Raw genomic sequence first — 18,200 nt, 5'->3', positions numbered from 1 at the left:
GGCGGTGTACAAGCTCTGCTTCTTCGTCCCGGCCAGCCATGTGGACGTGGTCAAAAGCGCCGTATTCGCTGCCGGTGGCGGGCGAATCGGCGACTATGAGCACTGCGCCTGGCAAGTCCTGGGCCTGGGCCAGTTTCGCCCGTTGGACGGCAGCCAGCCGTTCATTGGCGAGGCGGGGCAGGTCGAGCAGGTCGAGGAATGGAAAGTGGAGCTTGTCGTTGCCGATGAGCTGATTCGTGGGGTAGTGGAGGCGTTGAAACAGAGCCATCCCTACGAAACGCCGGCTTATGAAGTGTGGCGGTTGGAGGATTTTTGATCTTCCGCCCGTTGAAAATAAAAAACCGCTGATTGAATCAGCGGTTTTTTATTGGGCGGGATAAAGCCAATCCATCTATTTACACAACCCCCCGTGGCGAGGGAGCTTGCTCCCGCTGGGCTGCGCAGCAGCCCCAATACCATTCTGGCAACTCGGTGTGTCTGGCAGATCCAGGGGGGCCGCTTCGCGCCCCAGCGGGAGCAAGCTCCCTCGCCACGGGGACTGTGTTCTTCCGGGGAGAGTGGTGTGGAACACAGGTTTCGTGAACAACACAAATCCACTGTGGGAGCGAGCTTGCTCGCGATAGCGGACTATCAGGCAACGAAAACTCAGGCCTTCACATCCACCTGACGGCTCACCACCACCCCCTCCAACACCTGCCACAACCCCGGCGCTTTTTCCCCGAGCAACAGGTGCCAGACACCCCCCTCCAACGAGCTGACCCCCTGGCATCCCAGCGCCTTGAGCCCGCTTTCCGACAGTCTTTTGCCATCGGCCAGGCGCACCCGCAACCGGCTCATCGCCACGCAATCGAGCTGCAACACATTGCCACCGCCACCCAGCGCATCCAGCCACTGTTGCGCTTCAACCTCGGACACGCTGGTCGCTGTGGCCGGTTCAACCACCGTGGCCACGGGCGCAGCGGCAGGGCGGTCGGAGGAGGGCAGTGCCAGGCGGATTTCATCGGCGATGCTGTCGGCCATCGGCCCCACCACCACCTGCAAACTCCCGCCATTGCCGGGGCGCACCACGGCCATGGCGCCCAGGGCCTTGAGTTGCGCATCGGACGCCTTGTTGCGATCCACCATGTCCAACCGCAACCGCGTGGTGCAGGCGCCGACGGTGATCAGGTTGTCGGCACCGCCGAGTGCTTCGATGTAGGCCCCGGCCCGTTGGTTCTGGGCGATGACCGGTTTGTCGCCCGCCGGCACTTCTTCACGCCCAGGGGTTTTCAGGTCGAAGCGGCGGATGCAGAAGTCGAACACTGTGTAATAGATCACCGCATAGACCAGTCCCACCGGCACCACCAGCCAGCCGTTATTCGACTTGCCCCAACCGAGCACCATGTCGATGAAGCCGCCGGAGAAGGTAAAGCCCAGGCGGATGTTCAGCCAATCGGTGATCGCCATCGACAGCCCGGTGAGCAAGGCATGCAATAGAAATAGCAGCGGCGCGAGGAACATGAAGGCGAACTCAATCGGTTCGGTAACGCCCGTGAGGAACGAAGTCAGCGCCATGGACAACAGAATCCCACCCATGACTTTGCGCCGCTGGGGCAGGGCATTGCGGTACATCGCCAGGCACGCGGCGGGCAGGCCGAAGAGCATCACCGGGAACATACCGGTCATGAACTGGCCGCCATTCGGGTCGCCGGCAAAGTAGCGGGTCAGGTCGCCGGTGACCACCGCGCCGGTTTGCGGATCGGTGAAGCTGCCGAAGATGAACCAGGCCATGTTATTGAGGATGTGGTGCAGGCCGGTGACGATCAGCAGCCGGTTGAACACGCCGAACACGAAGGCACCGAAACTGCCGCTTTCCATCAGCAAGGCACCAAAACTGTTGATGCCCTGCTGGATCGGCGGCCAGATCAGGCCGAACACCACCCCCAGGCCCACCGCGCTGAAGCCGGTGACAATCGGCACGAAGCGCCGCCCACCAAAGAACGCCAGGTATTCCGGCAGCTTGATGTCCTTGAAACGGTTGTACAGCGCACCGGCCAGCAGGCCACTGATAATCCCGGCGAGCATGCCCATGTTGATGCTGGCATCGAGCACCTTCAGGGTGGCGATCATCACCAGATAACCGATGGCCCCGGCCAACCCCGCCGTACCGTTGTTGTCCCGGGCGAAGCCCACGGCGATGCCGATGGAGAAGATCAGCGGCAGGTTGGCAAAAATTGCCTGGCCGGCATCGTGGATGATGGCGATGTTCAAAAGATCGGTGTCGCCCAGGCGCAGCAACAGGCCGGCGATGGGCAGGATCGCGATGGGCAGCATCAGTGCCCGGCCAAGGCGTTGCAGCCCTTCGATGAAATGCTGGTACATGGCGTCTCTCCCTTTATTGTTCTTCGAGGTGGCTCAGCCCAGGGGCCAGTGTTGACGACAGGCCTGGCGCACGGCGGCGGCACTGCCCAGGTTCAACAGTTCGCCGCTGAGGCGAGCGCACTGGGCGGCGTCGAGGTGACGCACGCGGTCCTTGATTGCGCCGATCTGCGGCGGGCTGACCGATAACTCGCGTACCCCCAGCCCGATCAGCACCGGCGTAGCCAGTGGATCGGAGGCCAGGGCGCCGCACACGCCAACCCAACGGCCGTACTTCGCCGCGCCGGTACAGGTCTGGGCGATCAGCCGCAGCAGCGCCGGGTGCAGGGCATCGACCCGGGCGGCGAGGCCGGCGTGGTCGCGGTCCATGGCCAGGGTGTATTGCGACAGGTCGTTGGTGCCGATGGACAGGAAGTCCGCGTGCTCGGCCAACTGTTCGGCCAGCAACGCGGCGGCGGGCACTTCGATCATCACCCCCAGTTGCGGGCGTTCGCTCAAGCCCATTTCCGTGGCGAGGGCATCGAGGCGTTGGCGGATGTGCAGCAGCTCGTCGACCTCAGTAACCATCGGCAACAGGATCCGGCAGCGGCTCAAGGGACGGCTTTGCAGCAAGGCCCGCAGTTGCTGGTCCAGCAGCTCCGGCCGCACCTGGGCCAGACGAATGCCGCGCAGGCCGAGCACCGGGTTGGCTTCGCTCGGCAGGGGCAGGTAATCCAGATGCTTGTCGCCGCCGACGTCGATGGTACGGATGATCACCGGCTTGTCGCCCATGGCCTCGAGCACGGCTTGATAGGCCTGGCGTTGTTCCTCTTCGTCAGGGGCGGTGTGACGGTCGACGAAGAGAAATTCCGTGCGCAACAAACCAACGCCGTCGGCACCATTTGCCAAGGCCTGGGCTGCATCGGCGCTGGAGGCAACGTTGGCCGCCACTTCCACGGTTACGCCATCGATGGTGCGGGCCGGTGTGTGGGCGAGGGTTTGTTGCTCGGCGCGTCGGCCGGTTTGGCGGACTTGTTCCTGATGCACCTGGGCCAGGCGCTCGGCCGTGGGCGTGAGTTCGAGGCGGCCGCCATCGGCGTCCAGCACCACCACTTGCCCCGGCGCCTGGGCAAGCAGTGTTTCACCCAGCGCCACCAGGCACGGCAAGCCTTTGCCTCGGGCCAGGATCGCCACGTGGGAGGTTGCGCCGCCCTCGGCCATGCACACGCCGGCCACGCCTTGGGCGCTGAGTTGCAGCAGATCCGACGGGGTCAGTTCCTCGGCGGCGACGATGGCGCCCGCCGCCACGTCGAATTGCCAGGCCTCGCCCAGCAACGCCCGCAGGACCCGTTGGCGCAGATCGCGTAAATCGTTGGCGCGCTCGGCCAGCAGCGTGCTGCCCAGCTGCTGCAGCACCTGGCATTGCCCGTCGATGGCGCGGCTCCAGGCGTGGGTCGCGGCGCTGCCTTGTTCGATAAAGAGGTGGGCGGCGTCCAGCAACACTGGGTCTTCCAGCAGGGCCAGATGAGCGCTGAAGATCGCTTCTTCGTCGCGGTGGCGTCGGGTCTTGGCGTTTTCAAGGGTGAGGTGGATTTCGCCACTGACCTGGGACAAGGCGCTGTCCAAGCGTTGTCGCTGCTCTTCGACATCATGGCCGCCAGGGTCCTGGGGCAACTGAATGCCATTCAACCGAACCAGCGGCCCGGTCACCAGGCCGGGGGCGGCACATACGCCGTGCAGCACACCCTCTTCGGCGCTACGGCGTTGCGCTTTGATTACGGGTGCGACGGCATGGGCTTCTTCGGCCAAGGCTGTGGATAAGATCGCCAGCAAAGCTTGCAGGGCCGCCTCGGCATCGCTGCCTCGACAACTGACGTGCACTTGCGCCTGTTCGGTAATGGCCAGGCCCATCATCCCCATCACGCTGTCGCAGGACGCCGACTTGCCTTGGAAGTGCAGCTGCGAGCGGCTCTTGAAACCCTGGGCGGTCTGACGAATCAGCGCCGCCGGCCGGGCGTGCAGGCCGCCGCGATGGGCGATGCGGACCTGGCCGAAGACTTCGCTGCCGATGTCCTGGTCAGCGTGGCGAGTTTCGCCAGGGGCCTTGGCGAGGATATGCAGCAGCGGTTCGCCGACCTTCACCCCCTTGAGGGTGATGGGCCGCGCCTGGAAGTGCTCGCCATTGGTGATGACCACCAGGCTGACCAGGCTCTTGCAGCGCAGGGCCACTTTGTCCACGTCATACCGCAGCAGCGGCTGGCCGTTGCTGACCCGCGCGCCTTCCTTGACCAGCATGGAAAACCCGTCGCCTTGCAGTTCGACCGTGTCCAGGCCCAGGTGCAGCAACAGTTCGGCGCCGTTGTCGGCCCGCAGGGTCACGGCATGGCCGGTGCGGGCGACGTGAATCACTTCACCGTCGCAGGGTGCGTAGAGGGTGTCGTTCAGCGGGTCGATGGCGATCCCGTCGCCCATGGCGCCGCTGGCGAACACCGCGTCCGGGACATTGGCGAGGGTGAGCACCGGGCCGCTGAGCGGGGCGCTGAGGGTCAGCTCTTTATTGTTGTTGGGCATGGGGCGCTCTCATCAGACTCTCTATAAAAGACAACCGTCGGTTCAGTGCGTACGGGTGACCTTGCTCAGATGCCGTGGTTGATCCGGGTCCAAACCTCGGGCCACGGCCAGGCTTGCGGCCATCCCATAAAAGCTCTGGATCGCCAGGATCGGGTCCAGGGACGGGTGTTCGGCGCGGGTCAGCGTCAGGTCGCGTTCGGCGATGTCATCCGGCGCCGCCAGCAACACCCGGGCGCCGCGCTGGCGCATGTCCGCCGCCAAGCTCAGCACGCCGGCCTGTTCGGCACCGCGCGGGGCGAACACCAGCAGCGGGTAGTTTTCATTGATCAGCGCCATCGGCCCATGACGAACCTCGGCGCTGCTGAAGGCTTCGGCCTGGATCGCCGAGGTCTCCTTGAACTTGAGCGCCGCTTCCTGGGCGATGGCGAACCCGGCGCCGCGGCCGATCACCATCAACCGCTGGCAGTCGCGCAGGGCTTCGACGGCGGCGCGCCAATCCTGGCGGGCGGCCTCGCGCAAACCTTCGGGCAGGGCGCTGCCGGCATCGAGCAACTCGGCGTCGTCCTTCCAGTGCGCCACCAGCCGCGCACTGGCGCTGAGGGTGGCGATGAAACTCTTGGTGGCGGCGACGCTGCTTTCGACGCCGGCGCACAGCGGCACGCTGAATTCACACGCCGCCTCCAGAGGGGAATCGGTGGCGTTGACCAGGGCTACGCTCAAGGCGCCACGTTTGCGCAGCAGGCGCAGGCTGTTCACCAGGTCCGGGCTCTGTCCCGATTGGGAGAACGCAAATGCCACCTGGCCGCTGACCTTCAGCGGCGCCTGTTGCATGGTCACCACCGACATCGGCAACGAGGCCACCGGGATGCCCAGTTGCTGCATGGTGAGGTAGGCGAAGTAGCTGGCGGCGTGGTCGGAGCTGCCGCGGGCGACGGTCATCGCCACTTGCGGCGGCTGACGGCGCAGGCGTCCGGCGATTTCCCCAAGGGCCGGGTCCAGTTGCTGCAACTGGCGCTCGACGGCTTCCCACGAGGCCAGGGCCTCTTCAAGCATTTTTGAAGTCAATGGCTTCTCCTTCGACCATCACGTCGGTCAGGGTCAGGGAACGGTCAAGGCGCACGCAGTCGGCCCAGGCGCCCGGCTGCAAGCGGCCACGCTCGGGCAGGCCGAGGTAATCGGCGGGAAATTGCGACAGGCGCTGGGAGGCTTCGGCGATGGGCAGACCGATTTTCACCAGGTTGCGCAGGGCCTGGTCCATGGTCAGGGTGCTGCCGGCCAGCGTGCCATCGGCCAGACGCACACCGCCCAGACACTTGGTCACGGTGTGGCTGCCCAGCTTGTATTCACCGTCGGGCATGCCGGCGGCGGCGGTGGAATCGGTGACGCAGTACAGGCACGGAATCGAGCGCAAGGCCACGCGCATGGCGCCGGGGTGCACGTGGAGCAAGTCCGGGATCAGTTCGGCGTACTGGGCGTGGGCCAGCGCCGCGCCGACGATGCCCGGTTCACGGTGATGCAGCGGGCTCATGGCGTTATACAAATGGGTGAAACTGCTGGCCCCGGCGGCCAACGCCGCGACGCCTTCTTCGTAGCTGCCCAAGGTATGGCCGATCTGCATGCGCACGCCCTTGGCACTGAGGGCGCGGATCAAGGCATCGTGACCGGCGATTTCCGGGGCGATGGTAATCACTCGGATCGGCGCCAGGGCCAGATAGCTCTCCACCTCGGCCATCAGCGCGGTGTGGGCGAAATTCGGTTGGGCGCCGAGTTTGCCGGGGTTGATGTAAGGGCCTTCCAAGTGCACACCCAGGACCCGGGCGCTGCCGTTCGGGCGTTGCTCACAGAACTCACCGAGGGCCTGCAGCACGCTGGCGATCTCTTCACTGGGCGCGGTCATGGTCGTGGCCAGCAGCGCGGTGGTGCCGAAACGCACGTGGGTGCGGGTGATGGTTTCGAATGCCGAGGCGCCTTGCATGATGTCCTTGCCGCCACCGCCGTGGACGTGCAAGTCGATGAAACCGGGCAGCAGGTAGGGCAAGTCATTGCGGGTCGGATCGCACGGCTGGCCTTCGATGGACACGACTTTGCCGTGCCTATGGATCAGGCGGCCGCGAACCCAGCCATTGGCGGTGAGGATATTGTCTTCGGACATGGGGACTCTCTGGTCGTCTAGCGCCGCAGCTCTGCGACAAAGTCGTAGTAGTCGTTGCGGCAATAGGTGTCGGTGACTTCGATGGGGGTGTTGTCTTCCAGGTAGCCGACCCGGGTCATCAGCAACATCGCGGTGCCGGGGGCGATGCCCACCAGGGCGGCGAACTCGTCCGAGGCGTTGATCGCCTGGATGTGTTGCAGGGCGCGCACCACCGGCTTGCCGATGCTGTCGAGAAATGCGTAGAGCGAATCGCCCACTGCCTGTGGCTTGGGAATGATCGAGGCGGGCAGGGTGCTCATCTCGATGGCCATGACCGTGTCATCGGCTTTGCGCAGGCGCTTGAGCCGCGCGACTTTGTCGGTGGGTGACAGGCCCAGGCGGATCAATTCTTCGTGGGTCGGCGGGGTGATGTCCCGCTCCAGCCATTGGGAGCCAGGCACGAAACCCTTGAGCCGCAGCATCTCGCTGAAGCCGCTGAGGCGTGACAGCGGTTGTTCCAGGCGCGGAGTGATGAACGTCCCGGAACCCTGGTTGCGGCGGATCAGCCCTTGTTCGAACAACACCTCCAACGCCTTGCGCGCAGTGACCCGGGAAATGCCCAGTTGCTCGCTCAAGCTGCGCTCGGACGGCATCGCCTGCTCGGCTTTCCACTGGCCGGCATGAATCGCCGTCTCCAGATTGCGCGCCAGCTGCAGGTACAGCGGCGTGGGTTGAGTGTCGTCGGGGCGCAGGGCCAGGATGTCGTTCATGTGGGTGTCCGATGCGGTTGTTGAGTTGTTGTCGCCCGGTAAGTGAGGTGGAAGCTAATACCACTTGAATACCATGTCAACGGTGCTTGCCCTGGATTTAGAGGTATTTTAGGAGGGGTTTGGTGGGGTGGGATTGAAGTGGTATTAGAGGATGGGAATTCGAAGGCAAAGATCTTCAGCTGCGACAACACCTACTGGATTAACTGGTATTCATCTGTAGGCAATTTCTGACGTTGCGATTTTTTGATTTTATTTTTCGACGCTGACCAGCGGTCGTTCGAGCTACTAAGGCTAACGAGCTGTTGTGGCGAGGGAGCTTGCTCCCGCTGGGGCGCGAAGCGGCCCCAAAACCCGACAACGCGGTGTATCAGGCAAATCGAGTCTGGCTGCCTTGGGTCTGCTGCGCAGCCCAGCGGGAGCAAGCTCCCTCGCCACAGAGATTTGCGGTTTGTCAGGCGCACCGAAGTTTCCGACAGGTTTTTAAGGTTGTCCCTCGGAAGTGGGGGCTCTAGCCTTTGGGTGTCGCTGCCAATTCAGCGACCGGGTTTGACCGTCCGAAAAATCACAGGGCAACAAGCCCGGACGTTTTGTCCTGGGCTCCATTAGATACAGTGTCGATACCGAAGCCCTGTTAGCCAACCTCAGCGAAACCCTGGCGTCAGCCAACGCAATGCTCAGCGACCTTGCCTTCGACCTGGACGGCTCGCGGCGGCATGTGGCATTGGGGGTGGTGCAGATGATTGAGTTGGGGGCTTTGTTGGCGAACAAGGCTTTGGATCGGGTAGAGCTTCGGACTTGATGCAATAAGGGCCAGCCTCATCGCGAGCAAGCTCGCTCCCACAGTGGATTTGTGTCGGTCACAAATATACCAATCGACACCAAACCTTGTGGCGAGGGAGCTTGCTCCCGCTGGGGCGCGAAGCGGCCCCAAAACCTGACAGCGCGGTGTGTCAGGCAAATTGGGGTTGCCTGCCTTGGGTCTGCTGCGCAGCCCAACGGGAGCAAGCTCCCTCGCCACGGGGGATGGTGTTTTGTGGCGAGGGGATTCATTCCTTGAAAACTATTGGTGGAGGTTCTCGAGCCGGCACGCTTCTTTTTCGATGCCGATGCACTCGACCGGTTGGCTCACGCCTTTCTCGAAACGGCGGGCGTTCATCAATAGTCCGCCTTTGATGCCGCCGATGAAGGCGACAGCGCCGTTACGTCCGCCGAAATTTGGCCGTGCGAGATCCACCGCTGGGGTGTTGGGCCTGACTTCATACACCCAGCCGCCGTTCTGTGCTTCCGTGATCGCCCAGACCCTGGCGTCATTGTATTCATAGAAGGCTATAACAGCCGAGTTCGTGTAGATATTGCCTTCCGGGGAGGTCCCCAGCCTCAAATTGGGAGCCATAGAGTTCCTGCCTCGTAATCCGTTAGCAAGCGCATCCGCTCCCTGTACGGGGTTGGCGATCGGAGAACTGACTGCCCATAGAGAGTCTTTGGTGTTTACCCATGGCATGCCTTCCGGGGGGGCTATCCGACTCCAGTCAATGGTCACGGCCGCAACTTCAGATGGGCTTTCCTGGCCGGTCGGTTCGCGGTAGTTCGGGTTCGCGGCGCAATCGGAGAGATTCTCCTTCTTGCACGCCTGCTTGACGAACTGACGCTTGATTCCCCCAGGGAAACTGATTTCCTGCTCACTGACTGCCCCTCCCGATTTATCCTGATCGATGCCATGGGGGGCTTTGATCTCGTATACCCATTCCTGGGCGAAACTCTGAGCGATAGCCTGATCACGGGTTGTACTGCTATAGATCGATTTTCCTACTCCAGCCCCGTGGTCCCACCAGTCATACATCCAATCGATCACGGGAAAGCCTATGGCTTTGGGCAAGATACCGTCCCTGAAGGCCTCGAGGCCCTGACCGGTGGTGTCGCCGCGATAGAGCGCGTCCATGTCGGTGCGCCACTGCAAGAATGGCTTAGTATTGCGAATCGGTACGCTCGGATCCGCCGTAACCTGAAGCCAGGCTCGATACCACGGCTCCTCTTTACCCTCCGCAGGCGCCCCGGCCCCCCACGCATCGGCCCCCGACTGCCACACACCCGCCAACACCACCACCGCAACCGCGGTCGTCCGTATAAAACTGTTATGAGTTGTCATGATTTGATGTCCATCTGGAACGGTGAAGCCCTGTCGAATCACATACGTCATGACTGCCTATGCTTCGACGTGACACGTCTCACTATGAATTCTGCGGGGCGTCGCGCCACCGCATCAGTTCTGAGGGTAGATCAAAGTTGGTGAGGCGGTTGCGTTCCGCTTCCGGGGCTTGTAGCAAGATGTGAAACCGACACCGTCCCCTGTGGCGAGGGAGCTTGCTCCCGCTGGGCTGCGAAGCGCCCCCAAAACCTGACAGCGCGGTGTATCAGGCAAATTGAGTTGCCTGCCTTGGGTCTGCTGCGCAGCCCAGCGGGAGCAAGCTCCCTCGCCACAGAGATAGTGGTCTGTCAGACGCATCTGGGGATCCAACATGTTGAGCAGGGCAGGGCTTCGGACTTGATGCATTAAGTGCCGGCCTCATCGCGAGCAAGCTCGCTCCCACAGTAGTTTGGTGCTGTGCATAAAACTTGGGATCGACACCCGCCCCTGTGGGAGCGAGCTTGCTCGCGATGAGGCCAGGTCAGGCAACGAAGATTTGATGCCGGGTCAGAAAGCCTTTGTGGCGAGGGGCTACGGGCGAATCTCGATCATGGTGCCATCCGGCACCAGGTTCCAAACCTCGCGCATATCCACGTTGCGCATGGCAATACAGCCATCAGTCCAGTCCAAGGTATGGAACAACTGTTCAGGGTTTTCTTCCGTATCCGGGGTGCCGTGGATCATGATCATGCCCCCCGGTTCCACGCCTTCGCGGCGGGCGCGGGCGGAGTCGCTGATGTTGGGGTAGGAAATGTGCATCGACAGGTAGAAGCGGTCGCTGGTCTTGCGCCAGTCGATCCAGTAGAAACCCTCGGGTGTGCGCTTGTCGCCTTCGATCAGCTTGGGGCCTTTCTTGGCGCCCTTGCCCAGGGAAATGCGATAGGTCTTGAGCGGCTTGCCGTCGTTGATCAATTGCAATTGATGGGCGGACTTGAGCACCAACACTTTTTCGATGGTCTTGCCGTTGTAGGTTCCCAGCGCAGAAGCCTGGGACACAGCGGTGAACGACAAGCAGAACAAGACAAGCAACCAGCGCATTGAAACGATATCCCTAGAGTGTCGCGGCTATATTGGTTTTTATGTATTGGCAGGCTGAGCCAGTGGCGGAATCGATTCGGATCGCACCGGGTAATCCTCGGCTCGTCGGTCCGCGTAGAAATATTCCAGGGTACGGCCCACCGTGCGGAAAGCCAGTTCATCCCAAGGAATGTCCGCTTCGTCGAACAGTTTCACTTCCAGGCTCTCGGGCCCAGCGGCGAAATCCTCGTCCACCAGTTCGGCGCGGAAGAATACATGCACTTGGCTGATGTGCGGTACGTCGATCAGCGTATAGATGCTTAAATTTCGCACCCGGGCGCAGGCTTCTTCGGCGGTTTCGCGCACGGCCGCCTGTTCGACCGTTTCGCCGTTCTCCATGAACCCCGCCGGCAGCGTCCAGTAACCACGCCTTGGCTCGATGGCTCGCCGGCACAACAAGACTTTGCTGCCCCAGGTCGGTACGCAACCGGCCACGATGTTGGGGTTCTGGTAATGGATGGTGTGGCAGGTGTCGCACACAAAGCGCAGGCGCGAGTCGCCCTCGGGTATGCGCTGGATCACTGGGTTACCGCACTGGCTGCAGAATTTCATGCTTGGATTCCTGAAGGCTGCGCCTATCTTGGCGTGCGAGGGCGGGGTCGGCAAGTTGTCGTTTCGCGACACGACGCGGTGCGGGGGTTGGGCCGCTTGCATGATTGGTGCATGATGCAAGGTAGCGAATAAATCGAGAAGTCTCATGCTGGACGAGCTACTGCATCGAGTAAGCAACCATACCCCGCGAACCCTGGAGACCGACCGACGTTTTCCTGAAGCGGCGGTGCTGGTGCCGATTACCCGCAGTGACGAACCGGAACTGGTCCTGACCCTGCGCGCCAGCGGCCTGTCGACCCATGGCGGCGAAGTGGCATTCCCCGGCGGGCGTCGCGACCCGGAAGACCCGGACCTGATCTTCACTGCCCTGCGCGAAGCCGAGGAAGAAATCGGTCTGCCCCCCGGCCTGGTGGAAGTGATCGGTCCCCTCAGCCCACTGATTTCGTTGCATGGCATCAAGGTCACGCCGTATGTCGGGGTGATCCCGGATTACGTCGAGTACCTGGCCAACGATGCCGAGATCGCCGCGGTGTTCAGCGTGCCGCTGGAGTTTTTCCGCAAGGACCCGCGCGAACACACGCACCGCATCGATTACCAGGGCCACAGTTGGTACGTGCCCAGCTATCGCTTTGGCGAATACAAGATCTGGGGGTTGACGGCGATCATGATCGTCGAACTGGTCAACCTGATGTTCGACGCTGGCATCGACCTGCACAAACCGCCCAAGAGTTTCATCAATACCTGACGCCCCGAGGATCCTCATGAAATACCGCCTGGGCGATGCCCGTGTCGAAACCCACCCACAAAGCTGGGTCGCGCCCAATGCCACGCTGGTGGGCAAGGTCCGCCTTGAAGAGGGCGCCAATGTCTGGTTCAACGCCGTGCTGCGCGGCGACAACGAATTGATCCTGATCGGCAAGAACAGCAATGTGCAGGACGGCACGGTGATGCACACCGACATGGGCTTCCCGCTGACCATCGGCACCGGCGTGACCATCGGCCATAACGCCATGCTCCACGGCTGCACAGTGGACGACTACAGCCTCATCGGCATCAACGCGGTGATCCTCAACGGCGCGAAGATCGGCAAGCACTGCATCATCGGCGCCAATTCGCTGATCGGCGAAAACAAAGAGATTCCCGACGGATCCCTGGTGATGGGCTCGCCTGGCAAGGTCGTGCGGGAATTGACTGAAGCCCAGAAGAACATGCTCGAGGCCAGCGCGGCGCACTATGTGCACAACTCACAGCGCTACGCCCGCGACCTGGCCGAGCAAGAGCCATGACCACGCCCGAACGCCCGGTCCCGTCGCCCTGCGTGAACATCTGCGCGCTGGACGATGATGATATCTGCACCGGCTGCCAGCGCAGCGTGGCGGAGATCACCCGTTGGAGCCGGATGGACAACGAAGAGCGCCGCAGCGTCTTGGCGTTGTGTGATGAGCGGGCCAAGGCCAGTGGGTTGATGTGGATGTTGCCGGCGCGGCCTTGATATCTATTTGTGTACACCCCCCTGTGGCGAGGGAGCTTGCTCCCGCAGGGCTGCGAAGCAGCCCCAATAACACTCTGGCAACTCGGTGCGTCTGGCAGATCCCAGGGGTCTGCTGCGCAGCCCAGCGGGAGCAAGCTCCCTCGCCACAAAGGCATCTCACAAGGCTTTAGCCGACCGCCGCCCCAACCACCGATCCACCCCCACCACCCCCAGCGCAATCCCGACAAACCCCGCCAGTATCCCCCCGGCATTGATGAACACCTGTGGATAACCCAGGGTCGCCACATCAATAAAAGGGTAGGGGTAAGCCGCCAGTAATTCCCCACGCAGCAGGAGCCAGGCGAAATACACCAAGGGGTAGATCACCCAAAGCCCGATGTGGCCCAGGCGCAAAGTGCCTTTGGGCACATGCAGCCACCAATAGACGAGGTACAGCAACGGCATCACGTCGTGCAGCAACTCGTCGGCCACGAACTGCCAGCCTTCGGGTTGCCACAGGTGCCGCAGTAGCAGGTTGTAGGCCAGGCTGACCAACGCGATGCTCGCGGCGATGCCGCTGCGTACGCTGGGCTGCAGGAACCAGCGCCGGGCCGCGGATTCGCCAGGGGTGAGTTCCCAGGTCAGCACCACCGCCACCAGCGTGTTGGTCAACACCGTGAAGAAACTGCAGAAGTTCACCAGCCCGCCCAGCAAGCTCGCGCCCAGTTCCCAGCGGCCCAGCAGAATCAGGTACAACTGGATGCTCAATCCCGTCCAGCCGAGCAATGCCGCCACCGCCACGAGCCGCGCGGGACGCCGAGCGATAGGCATGCCCATGGCTCAGTCCGGCCGCTTGGTGCGCATCAACTTGATATACAGGCGCTCGACTTTCTCCCGCGCCCACGGTGTCTTGCGCAGGAAGGTCAGGCTCGACTTGATGCTCGGGTCGCTCTTGAAACAACGGATATCGATGCGCTCGGCCAGGCCCGACCATTCGTAATGCTGCACCAGGGCGTTGAGAATCTGCTCCAGCGTCACGCCGTGCAGCGGGTTGTTGTTCGGTTCGTTCATGGCAGGCCTTTGCGCGAAGAGGGTGTAAAGCCGCGCACCTTAGCCGAGGTGCCCGTGTGGTGGAAGCATAGCCTGATCGTTTCGTCTCAAGACCAGGATCGTGCCGGGCACACTGTTACCAAAACCGAAATGATCCATGTCAACAAAAGCGCTTTCTCTATGAGTGACAGGACATTATCCTTGCGCCGCCTGCTGAAACGCTTCTTCTGCCGTGGCAAAGCCTCTGCGTTCAGCTCATTCCCGTATCCAGACCCAAGAACGCTTCCACTATGCTCGATGTTCAGACTCTGAAAGACAGCGCTGTCCCGCTCGGCGTGACGAGCCGATTTCTGTGGGAGCGAGCTTGCTCGCGATAGCGATTGCACAACCAGCATTGAAGTCGGCTGACACGCCGCCATCGCGAGCAAGCTCGCTCCCACAGGGACCGCGTCAACCGAATTTGCCTTTTTCAACTGAACCATGCCCCCTCAAGATCGTCATCTAAAGTGACTACTTGCGCGGGACTCCTTAAAACCTCACGGAGAATCACACTATGAGCACTGAGGGTGCTTTGAGTCGAAGCCGTCTGCTCCCGAGCCTGCTCGGCATTCTGCTTCTATTGATGGGCCTGGCCCTGTTGGCCGGGGGAGTCAAGCTGAGCACGCTTGGCGGCTCGTGGTATTACCTGCTGGCCGGTATCGGCCTGGCGCTGACCGGCGTGCTGCTGATCATGGCCCGTCGTGCGGCCCTGGGCCTGTATGCCCTGGTGCTGTTCGCTAGCACCGTGTGGGCGTTGTGGGAAGTGGGCCTGGATTGGTGGCAATTGGTGCCGCGCCTGGCGATGTTGTTCGCCCTGGGCATCGTCCTGTTGCTGCCGTGGTTCCGCCGTCCGCTGTTGAGCGCCGATGCCCCGGCCACGGGAACCCGCGCATTGGGCGCCGCCGTGGTCATCGCAGGTGTCGCCGCCCTCGCCAGCCAGTTCACCAACCCGGGTGAAATCAAGGGGCAACTGGACCGCGACGCCGTGCCGGGCATGACCAACACCGCACCGGCCATGCCGGATGGCGACTGGAACTCCTACGGCCGCAGTGCCCATGGCGATCGTTACTCGCCGCTGGCGCAGATCACCCCGCAAAACGTCAGCAACCTGAAGGAAGCCTGGACGTTCCGCACCGGCGACCTGCCTGGGCCGAACGATCCCGGCGAGACCACCGCTGAAAACACCCCGCTGAAGGTCAACGGCATGCTCTACGTGTGCACGCCCCACAGCCAGGTGATTGCCTTGGAGCCTGAAACCGGCAAGGAAATCTGGCGTTTCGATCCGAAGCTTTCCACGCAAAAAGCGGAAAACTTCAAGGGTTGGGCGCACATGACCTGCCGTGGCGTGACTTACCACGATGATGCGGTGTACGCCTCGGCCGAACAGAGCCCGACGGGCGCGGCCAGCACCACGCCCGCCAGCACCGTCTGCCCGCGCCGTATCTTCCTGCCCACCGCCGACACCCGTCTGATCGCCCTCAACGCCGACACCGGCAAGATGTGTGAAGACTTCGGCGATAAAGGCCAGGTCGACCTGACCGCCAACATTGGCGGCTTCACGGCCGGGGGTTACTACTCCACTTCGCCACCGGCGGTCACCCAGAACCTGGTGGTGATCGGCGGCCACGTCACCGATAACGTCTCCACCGACGAACCAAGCGGTGTGATCCGCGCCTACGACGTGCACACCGGCAAGCTGGTGTGGAACTGGGACAGCGGCAACCCGGACGACACCACGCCGATTGCCGAAGGCCAGACCTACACCCGCAACTCACCGAACATGTGGTCGATGTTCAGCGTCGATGAAAAACTCGGCATGCTCTACCTGCCGATGGGCAACCAGACCCCTGACCAGTTTGGTGGCTTCCGTACGCCGGAATCGGAAAAATACGCCGCTGGCCTGACGGCGCTGGACATCGCCACCGGTAAGGTACGCTGGTACTTCCAGTTCACTCACCACGACCTGTGGGACATGGACGTCGGCGGCCAACCGACCCTGATGGACATGAAAACCGCTGATGGCGTGAAACCGGCGGTACTGGCCTCGACCAAGCAGGGCAGCATCTACGTGCTGGACCGCAGCAATGGCCAGCCCATCGTGCCGATCAAGGAAATCCCGGTGCCGCAAGGCGCGGTGGAAGGCGATCACACTTCGCCGACCCAACCGATGTCCGACCTGAACTTCGTGCCGCCGGTCCTCAAGGAACGCGACATGTGGGGCGTGACGCCATTCGACCAGATGCTGTGCCGGATCGACTTCAAGTCGTTGCGCTATGACGGCATGTTCACGCCGCCGTCGCTGCAAGGCTCGATCGTGTACCCAGGTAATTTCGGCGTGTTCGACTGGGGCGGCATTTCGGTTGATCCGGTGCGTCAGATCGCCTTCGTCAACCCGAGCTACATGGCGTTCAAGTCGAAACTGGTACCGGCGGCGGAAGTGGCCGGTGGTCCGGGTCGCAAGAGCGAAACCGAAGGTGTGCAGCCGAACAAGGGCGCACCGTATGGTGTGATCCTCGAAGCGTTGCTCTCGCCCATGGGCCTGCCCTGCCAGGCACCGGCCTGGGGTTATGTCGCCGCTGTGGACCTGACCACCAACAAGACCCTGTGGAAGCACAAGAACGGCACCGTGCGTGACAGCTCGCCGGTCCCGATCCCGCTGAGCATGGGTGTGCCGAGCCTGGGTGGCCCGTTCACCACCGCCAGCGGCCTGGCGTTCATCAGCGGTACCCTTGACCAGTACCTGCGTGCCTACGACGTGAAAAACGGCAAGCAACTGTGGGAAGGCCGCCTGCCAGCCGGCGCCCAGACCACGCCGATGACCTACACCGGCAAGGACGGCAAGCAATACGTACTGGTCGTCGCCGGCGGCCATGGTTCCCTGGGCACCAAGCAGGGCGACTATGTGATCGCGTACAAACTGCCGGATTAAGCAAAACCGGCGCTCATGAAAAAGGCGACACCTTGGCGGGTGTCGCCTTTTTTATGGCTTGTGAGCACAGGCCTCTGAGCTTTTGTGGCGAGGGAGCTTGCTCCCGCTGGGCTGCGCAGCAGTCCCTCTCAAAGGCCACTCAATCAACCTGGCCCACCGCGTCGCCGGGTTTCAGGGCCGCTGCGCGCCCCAGCGGGAGCAAGCTCCCTCGCCACGGGATGGGTGCACGGCGTGGCTAAGGGAGTGCCTCGAATCAGGGTCAGTCTCGAGCAAATCTCCTGGCTGCCCGGAATGCCTTTGTGGCGAGGGAGCTTGCTCCCGCTGGGCTGCGCAGCAGTCCTTCTCAAAGGCCACTCAATCAACCTGGCCCACCGCGTCCGGGTTTCAGGGCCGCTGCGCGCCCCAGCGGGAGCAAGCTCCCTCGCCACGGGATTGGTGCACGGCGCGGGTTAAGGGAGTGCCTCGAATCAGTGTCAGTCTCGAGAGCAAATCTCCTGGCCGACCGGAATGCTTTTGTGGCGAGGGAGCTTGCTCCCGCTGGGCTGCGCAGCAGTCCCTCTCAAAGGCCACTCAATCAACCTGGCCCACCGCGTCGCCGGGTTTCAGGGCCGCTGCGCGCCCCAGCGGGAGCAAGCTCCCTCGCCACGGGATTGGTGCACGGTGCGGGTTAAGGGAGTGCCTCGAATCAGTGTCAGTCTCGAGAGCAAATCTCCTGGCCGACCGGAATGCTTTTGTGGCGAGGGAGCTTGCTCCCGCTGGGCTGCGCAGCAGTCCCTCTCAAAGGCCACTCAATCAACCTGGCCCACCGCGTCGCCGGGTTTCAGGGCCGCTGCGCGCCCCAGCGGGAGCAAGCTCCCTCGCCACGGGATTGGTGCACGGTGCGGGTTAAGGGAGTGCCTCGAATCAGTGTCAGTCTCGAGAGCAAATCTCCTGGCCGACCGGAATGCTTTTGTGGCGAGGGAGCTTGCTCCCGCTGGGCTGCGCAGCAGTCCCTCTCAAAGGCCACTCAATCAACCTGGCCCACCGCGTCGCCGGGTTTCAGGGCCGCTGCGCGCCCCAGCGGGAGCAAGCTCTCTCGCCACAGGGGT

Annotated in this window: 15 protein-coding genes and 1 pseudogene; 6 read left to right on the top strand and 10 right to left on the bottom strand. The window is 62.6% G+C overall.

All coding sequences use genetic code 11. The annotated features are described in order from the left end of the window. Positions 1-4: 4 nt before the first annotated feature. Positions 5-316 carry a YqfO family protein gene (locus QNH97_RS23055; RefSeq protein ID WP_283554057.1) on the top strand — a complete coding sequence of 104 codons (312 nt, stop codon included), beginning with the start codon at positions 5-7 and terminating at the stop codon, positions 314-316. Between the two features lie 329 nt (positions 317-645). Here the strand turns inward: QNH97_RS23055 and nagE are convergent, their stop codons facing one another. From nagE to QNH97_RS23030, 5 genes are read right to left on the bottom strand one after another with little or no spacing between them, the layout of a single operon-like run. After that, on the bottom strand, positions 646-2,361 hold the full coding sequence (gene nagE, locus QNH97_RS23050) for an N-acetylglucosamine-specific PTS transporter subunit IIBC (protein WP_283554056.1): 1,716 nt from the start codon (positions 2,359-2,361) through the stop codon (positions 646-648). A gap of 33 nt (positions 2,362-2,394) precedes the next feature. Then, entirely contained in the window at positions 2,395-4,908 is a 2,514-nt protein-coding gene (gene ptsP / locus QNH97_RS23045) for a phosphoenolpyruvate--protein phosphotransferase (protein ID WP_283554055.1), read from the bottom strand. Positions 4,909-4,950: 42 nt separating this feature from the next. After that, positions 4,951-5,973, bottom strand: a complete 1,023-nt coding sequence (locus tag QNH97_RS23040; RefSeq protein WP_283554054.1) for an SIS domain-containing protein — start codon at positions 5,971-5,973, stop codon at positions 4,951-4,953. Then, positions 5,954-7,060, bottom strand: coding sequence for an N-acetylglucosamine-6-phosphate deacetylase (gene nagA, locus QNH97_RS23035; RefSeq protein WP_283554053.1), 1,107 nt, complete (start codon positions 7,058-7,060; stop codon positions 5,954-5,956). The genes QNH97_RS23040 and nagA overlap by 20 nt, the downstream gene beginning before the upstream one ends. Before the next feature lie 17 nt (positions 7,061-7,077). Then, positions 7,078-7,809, bottom strand: coding sequence for a GntR family transcriptional regulator (locus tag QNH97_RS23030; RefSeq protein WP_092393602.1), 732 nt, complete (start codon positions 7,807-7,809; stop codon positions 7,078-7,080). 610 nt (positions 7,810-8,419) lie between these two features. Between QNH97_RS23030 and QNH97_RS23025 the strand changes: the two are divergent. After that, positions 8,420-8,608: pseudogene (locus QNH97_RS23025) on the top strand (DUF6124 family protein); the annotation flags it as partial. Between the two features lie 261 nt (positions 8,609-8,869). On the opposite strand, the gene QNH97_RS23020 reads toward QNH97_RS23025, so the two are convergent. The 3 genes from QNH97_RS23020 to QNH97_RS23010 form a co-directional block, all read right to left on the bottom strand. Then, positions 8,870-9,955: a scabin-related ADP-ribosyltransferase gene (locus QNH97_RS23020; RefSeq protein WP_283554052.1), complete on the bottom strand. Its 1,086-nt coding sequence runs from the start codon at positions 9,953-9,955 to the stop codon at positions 8,870-8,872. A 570-nt stretch (positions 9,956-10,525) separates the two neighbouring features. Then, on the bottom strand, positions 10,526-11,032 hold the full coding sequence (locus QNH97_RS23015) for a L,D-transpeptidase family protein (RefSeq protein ID WP_283554051.1): 507 nt from the start codon (positions 11,030-11,032) through the stop codon (positions 10,526-10,528). Positions 11,033-11,071: 39 nt separating this feature from the next. Continuing rightward, positions 11,072-11,623, bottom strand: a complete 552-nt coding sequence (locus tag QNH97_RS23010) for an NUDIX hydrolase (RefSeq protein WP_283554050.1) — start codon at positions 11,621-11,623, stop codon at positions 11,072-11,074. A gap of 145 nt (positions 11,624-11,768) precedes the next feature. On the opposite strand from QNH97_RS23010, the gene QNH97_RS23005 reads away from it, so the two are divergent. From QNH97_RS23005 to QNH97_RS22995, 3 genes are read left to right on the top strand one after another with little or no spacing between them, the layout of a single operon-like run. Continuing rightward, positions 11,769-12,368 carry a CoA pyrophosphatase gene (locus tag QNH97_RS23005; protein ID WP_283554049.1) on the top strand — a complete coding sequence of 200 codons (600 nt, stop codon included), beginning with the start codon at positions 11,769-11,771 and terminating at the stop codon, positions 12,366-12,368. Between the two features lie 16 nt (positions 12,369-12,384). Further along, entirely contained in the window at positions 12,385-12,909 is a 525-nt protein-coding gene (locus QNH97_RS23000; protein WP_283554048.1) for a gamma carbonic anhydrase family protein, read from the top strand. Continuing rightward, complete coding sequence (locus QNH97_RS22995; RefSeq protein WP_283554047.1) at positions 12,906-13,115, top strand: DUF1289 domain-containing protein; 210 nt, start codon at positions 12,906-12,908, stop codon at positions 13,113-13,115. The genes QNH97_RS23000 and QNH97_RS22995 overlap by 4 nt, the downstream gene beginning before the upstream one ends. 156 nt (positions 13,116-13,271) lie before the next feature. Here QNH97_RS22995 and QNH97_RS22990 read toward each other — a convergent pair whose 3' ends face one another. After that, positions 13,272-13,931, bottom strand: a complete 660-nt coding sequence (locus QNH97_RS22990; RefSeq protein ID WP_283554046.1) for a Pr6Pr family membrane protein — start codon at positions 13,929-13,931, stop codon at positions 13,272-13,274. Positions 13,932-13,934: 3 nt separating this feature from the next. Then, a complete protein-coding gene (locus QNH97_RS22985; protein ID WP_025215315.1) occupies positions 13,935-14,165 on the bottom strand; it encodes a VF530 family protein in 231 nt (76 codons plus the stop codon). Between the two features lie 532 nt (positions 14,166-14,697). Here QNH97_RS22985 and QNH97_RS22980 point away from each other — a divergent pair. Continuing rightward, positions 14,698-17,112, top strand: a complete 2,415-nt coding sequence (locus tag QNH97_RS22980; RefSeq protein WP_283554045.1) for a glucose/quinate/shikimate family membrane-bound PQQ-dependent dehydrogenase — start codon at positions 14,698-14,700, stop codon at positions 17,110-17,112. Positions 17,113-18,200: the final 1,088 nt, after the last annotated feature.

Source organism: Pseudomonas sp. G2-4, assembly GCF_030064125.1.
In the GTDB taxonomy this organism is placed as follows: domain Bacteria; phylum Pseudomonadota; class Gammaproteobacteria; order Pseudomonadales; family Pseudomonadaceae; genus Aquipseudomonas.
The sequence above is the reverse complement of the archived record's forward strand: the minus strand, read 5'-3'. Positions and strand labels throughout refer to the sequence as shown.

Excerpts from the sequence above, each read along its gene's own strand:
- nagE (WP_283554056.1), bottom strand. The coding sequence starts at position 2,361 with ATGTACCAGCATTTCATCGAAGGGCTGCAACGCCTTGGCCGGGCACTG.
- QNH97_RS23030 (WP_092393602.1), bottom strand. The coding sequence starts at position 7,809 with ATGAACGACATCCTGGCCCTGCGCCCCGACGACACTCAACCCACGCCG.
- ptsP (WP_283554055.1), bottom strand. The coding sequence starts at position 4,908 with ATGCCCAACAACAATAAAGAGCTGACCCTCAGCGCCCCGCTCAGCGGC.
- QNH97_RS23010 (WP_283554050.1), bottom strand. The coding sequence starts at position 11,623 with ATGAAATTCTGCAGCCAGTGCGGTAACCCAGTGATCCAGCGCATACCC.
- QNH97_RS22980 (WP_283554045.1), top strand. The coding sequence starts at position 14,698 with ATGAGCACTGAGGGTGCTTTGAGTCGAAGCCGTCTGCTCCCGAGCCTG.
- QNH97_RS23000 (WP_283554048.1), top strand. The coding sequence starts at position 12,385 with ATGAAATACCGCCTGGGCGATGCCCGTGTCGAAACCCACCCACAAAGC.
- QNH97_RS23015 (WP_283554051.1), bottom strand. The coding sequence starts at position 11,032 with ATGCGCTGGTTGCTTGTCTTGTTCTGCTTGTCGTTCACCGCTGTGTCC.
- nagA (WP_283554053.1), bottom strand. The coding sequence starts at position 7,060 with ATGTCCGAAGACAATATCCTCACCGCCAATGGCTGGGTTCGCGGCCGC.
- QNH97_RS23005 (WP_283554049.1), top strand. The coding sequence starts at position 11,769 with ATGCTGGACGAGCTACTGCATCGAGTAAGCAACCATACCCCGCGAACC.
- QNH97_RS22985 (WP_025215315.1), bottom strand. The coding sequence starts at position 14,165 with ATGAACGAACCGAACAACAACCCGCTGCACGGCGTGACGCTGGAGCAG.
- QNH97_RS23020 (WP_283554052.1), bottom strand. The coding sequence starts at position 9,955 with ATGACAACTCATAACAGTTTTATACGGACGACCGCGGTTGCGGTGGTG.
- QNH97_RS22995 (WP_283554047.1), top strand. The coding sequence starts at position 12,906 with ATGACCACGCCCGAACGCCCGGTCCCGTCGCCCTGCGTGAACATCTGC.
- QNH97_RS22990 (WP_283554046.1), bottom strand. The coding sequence starts at position 13,931 with ATGGGCATGCCTATCGCTCGGCGTCCCGCGCGGCTCGTGGCGGTGGCG.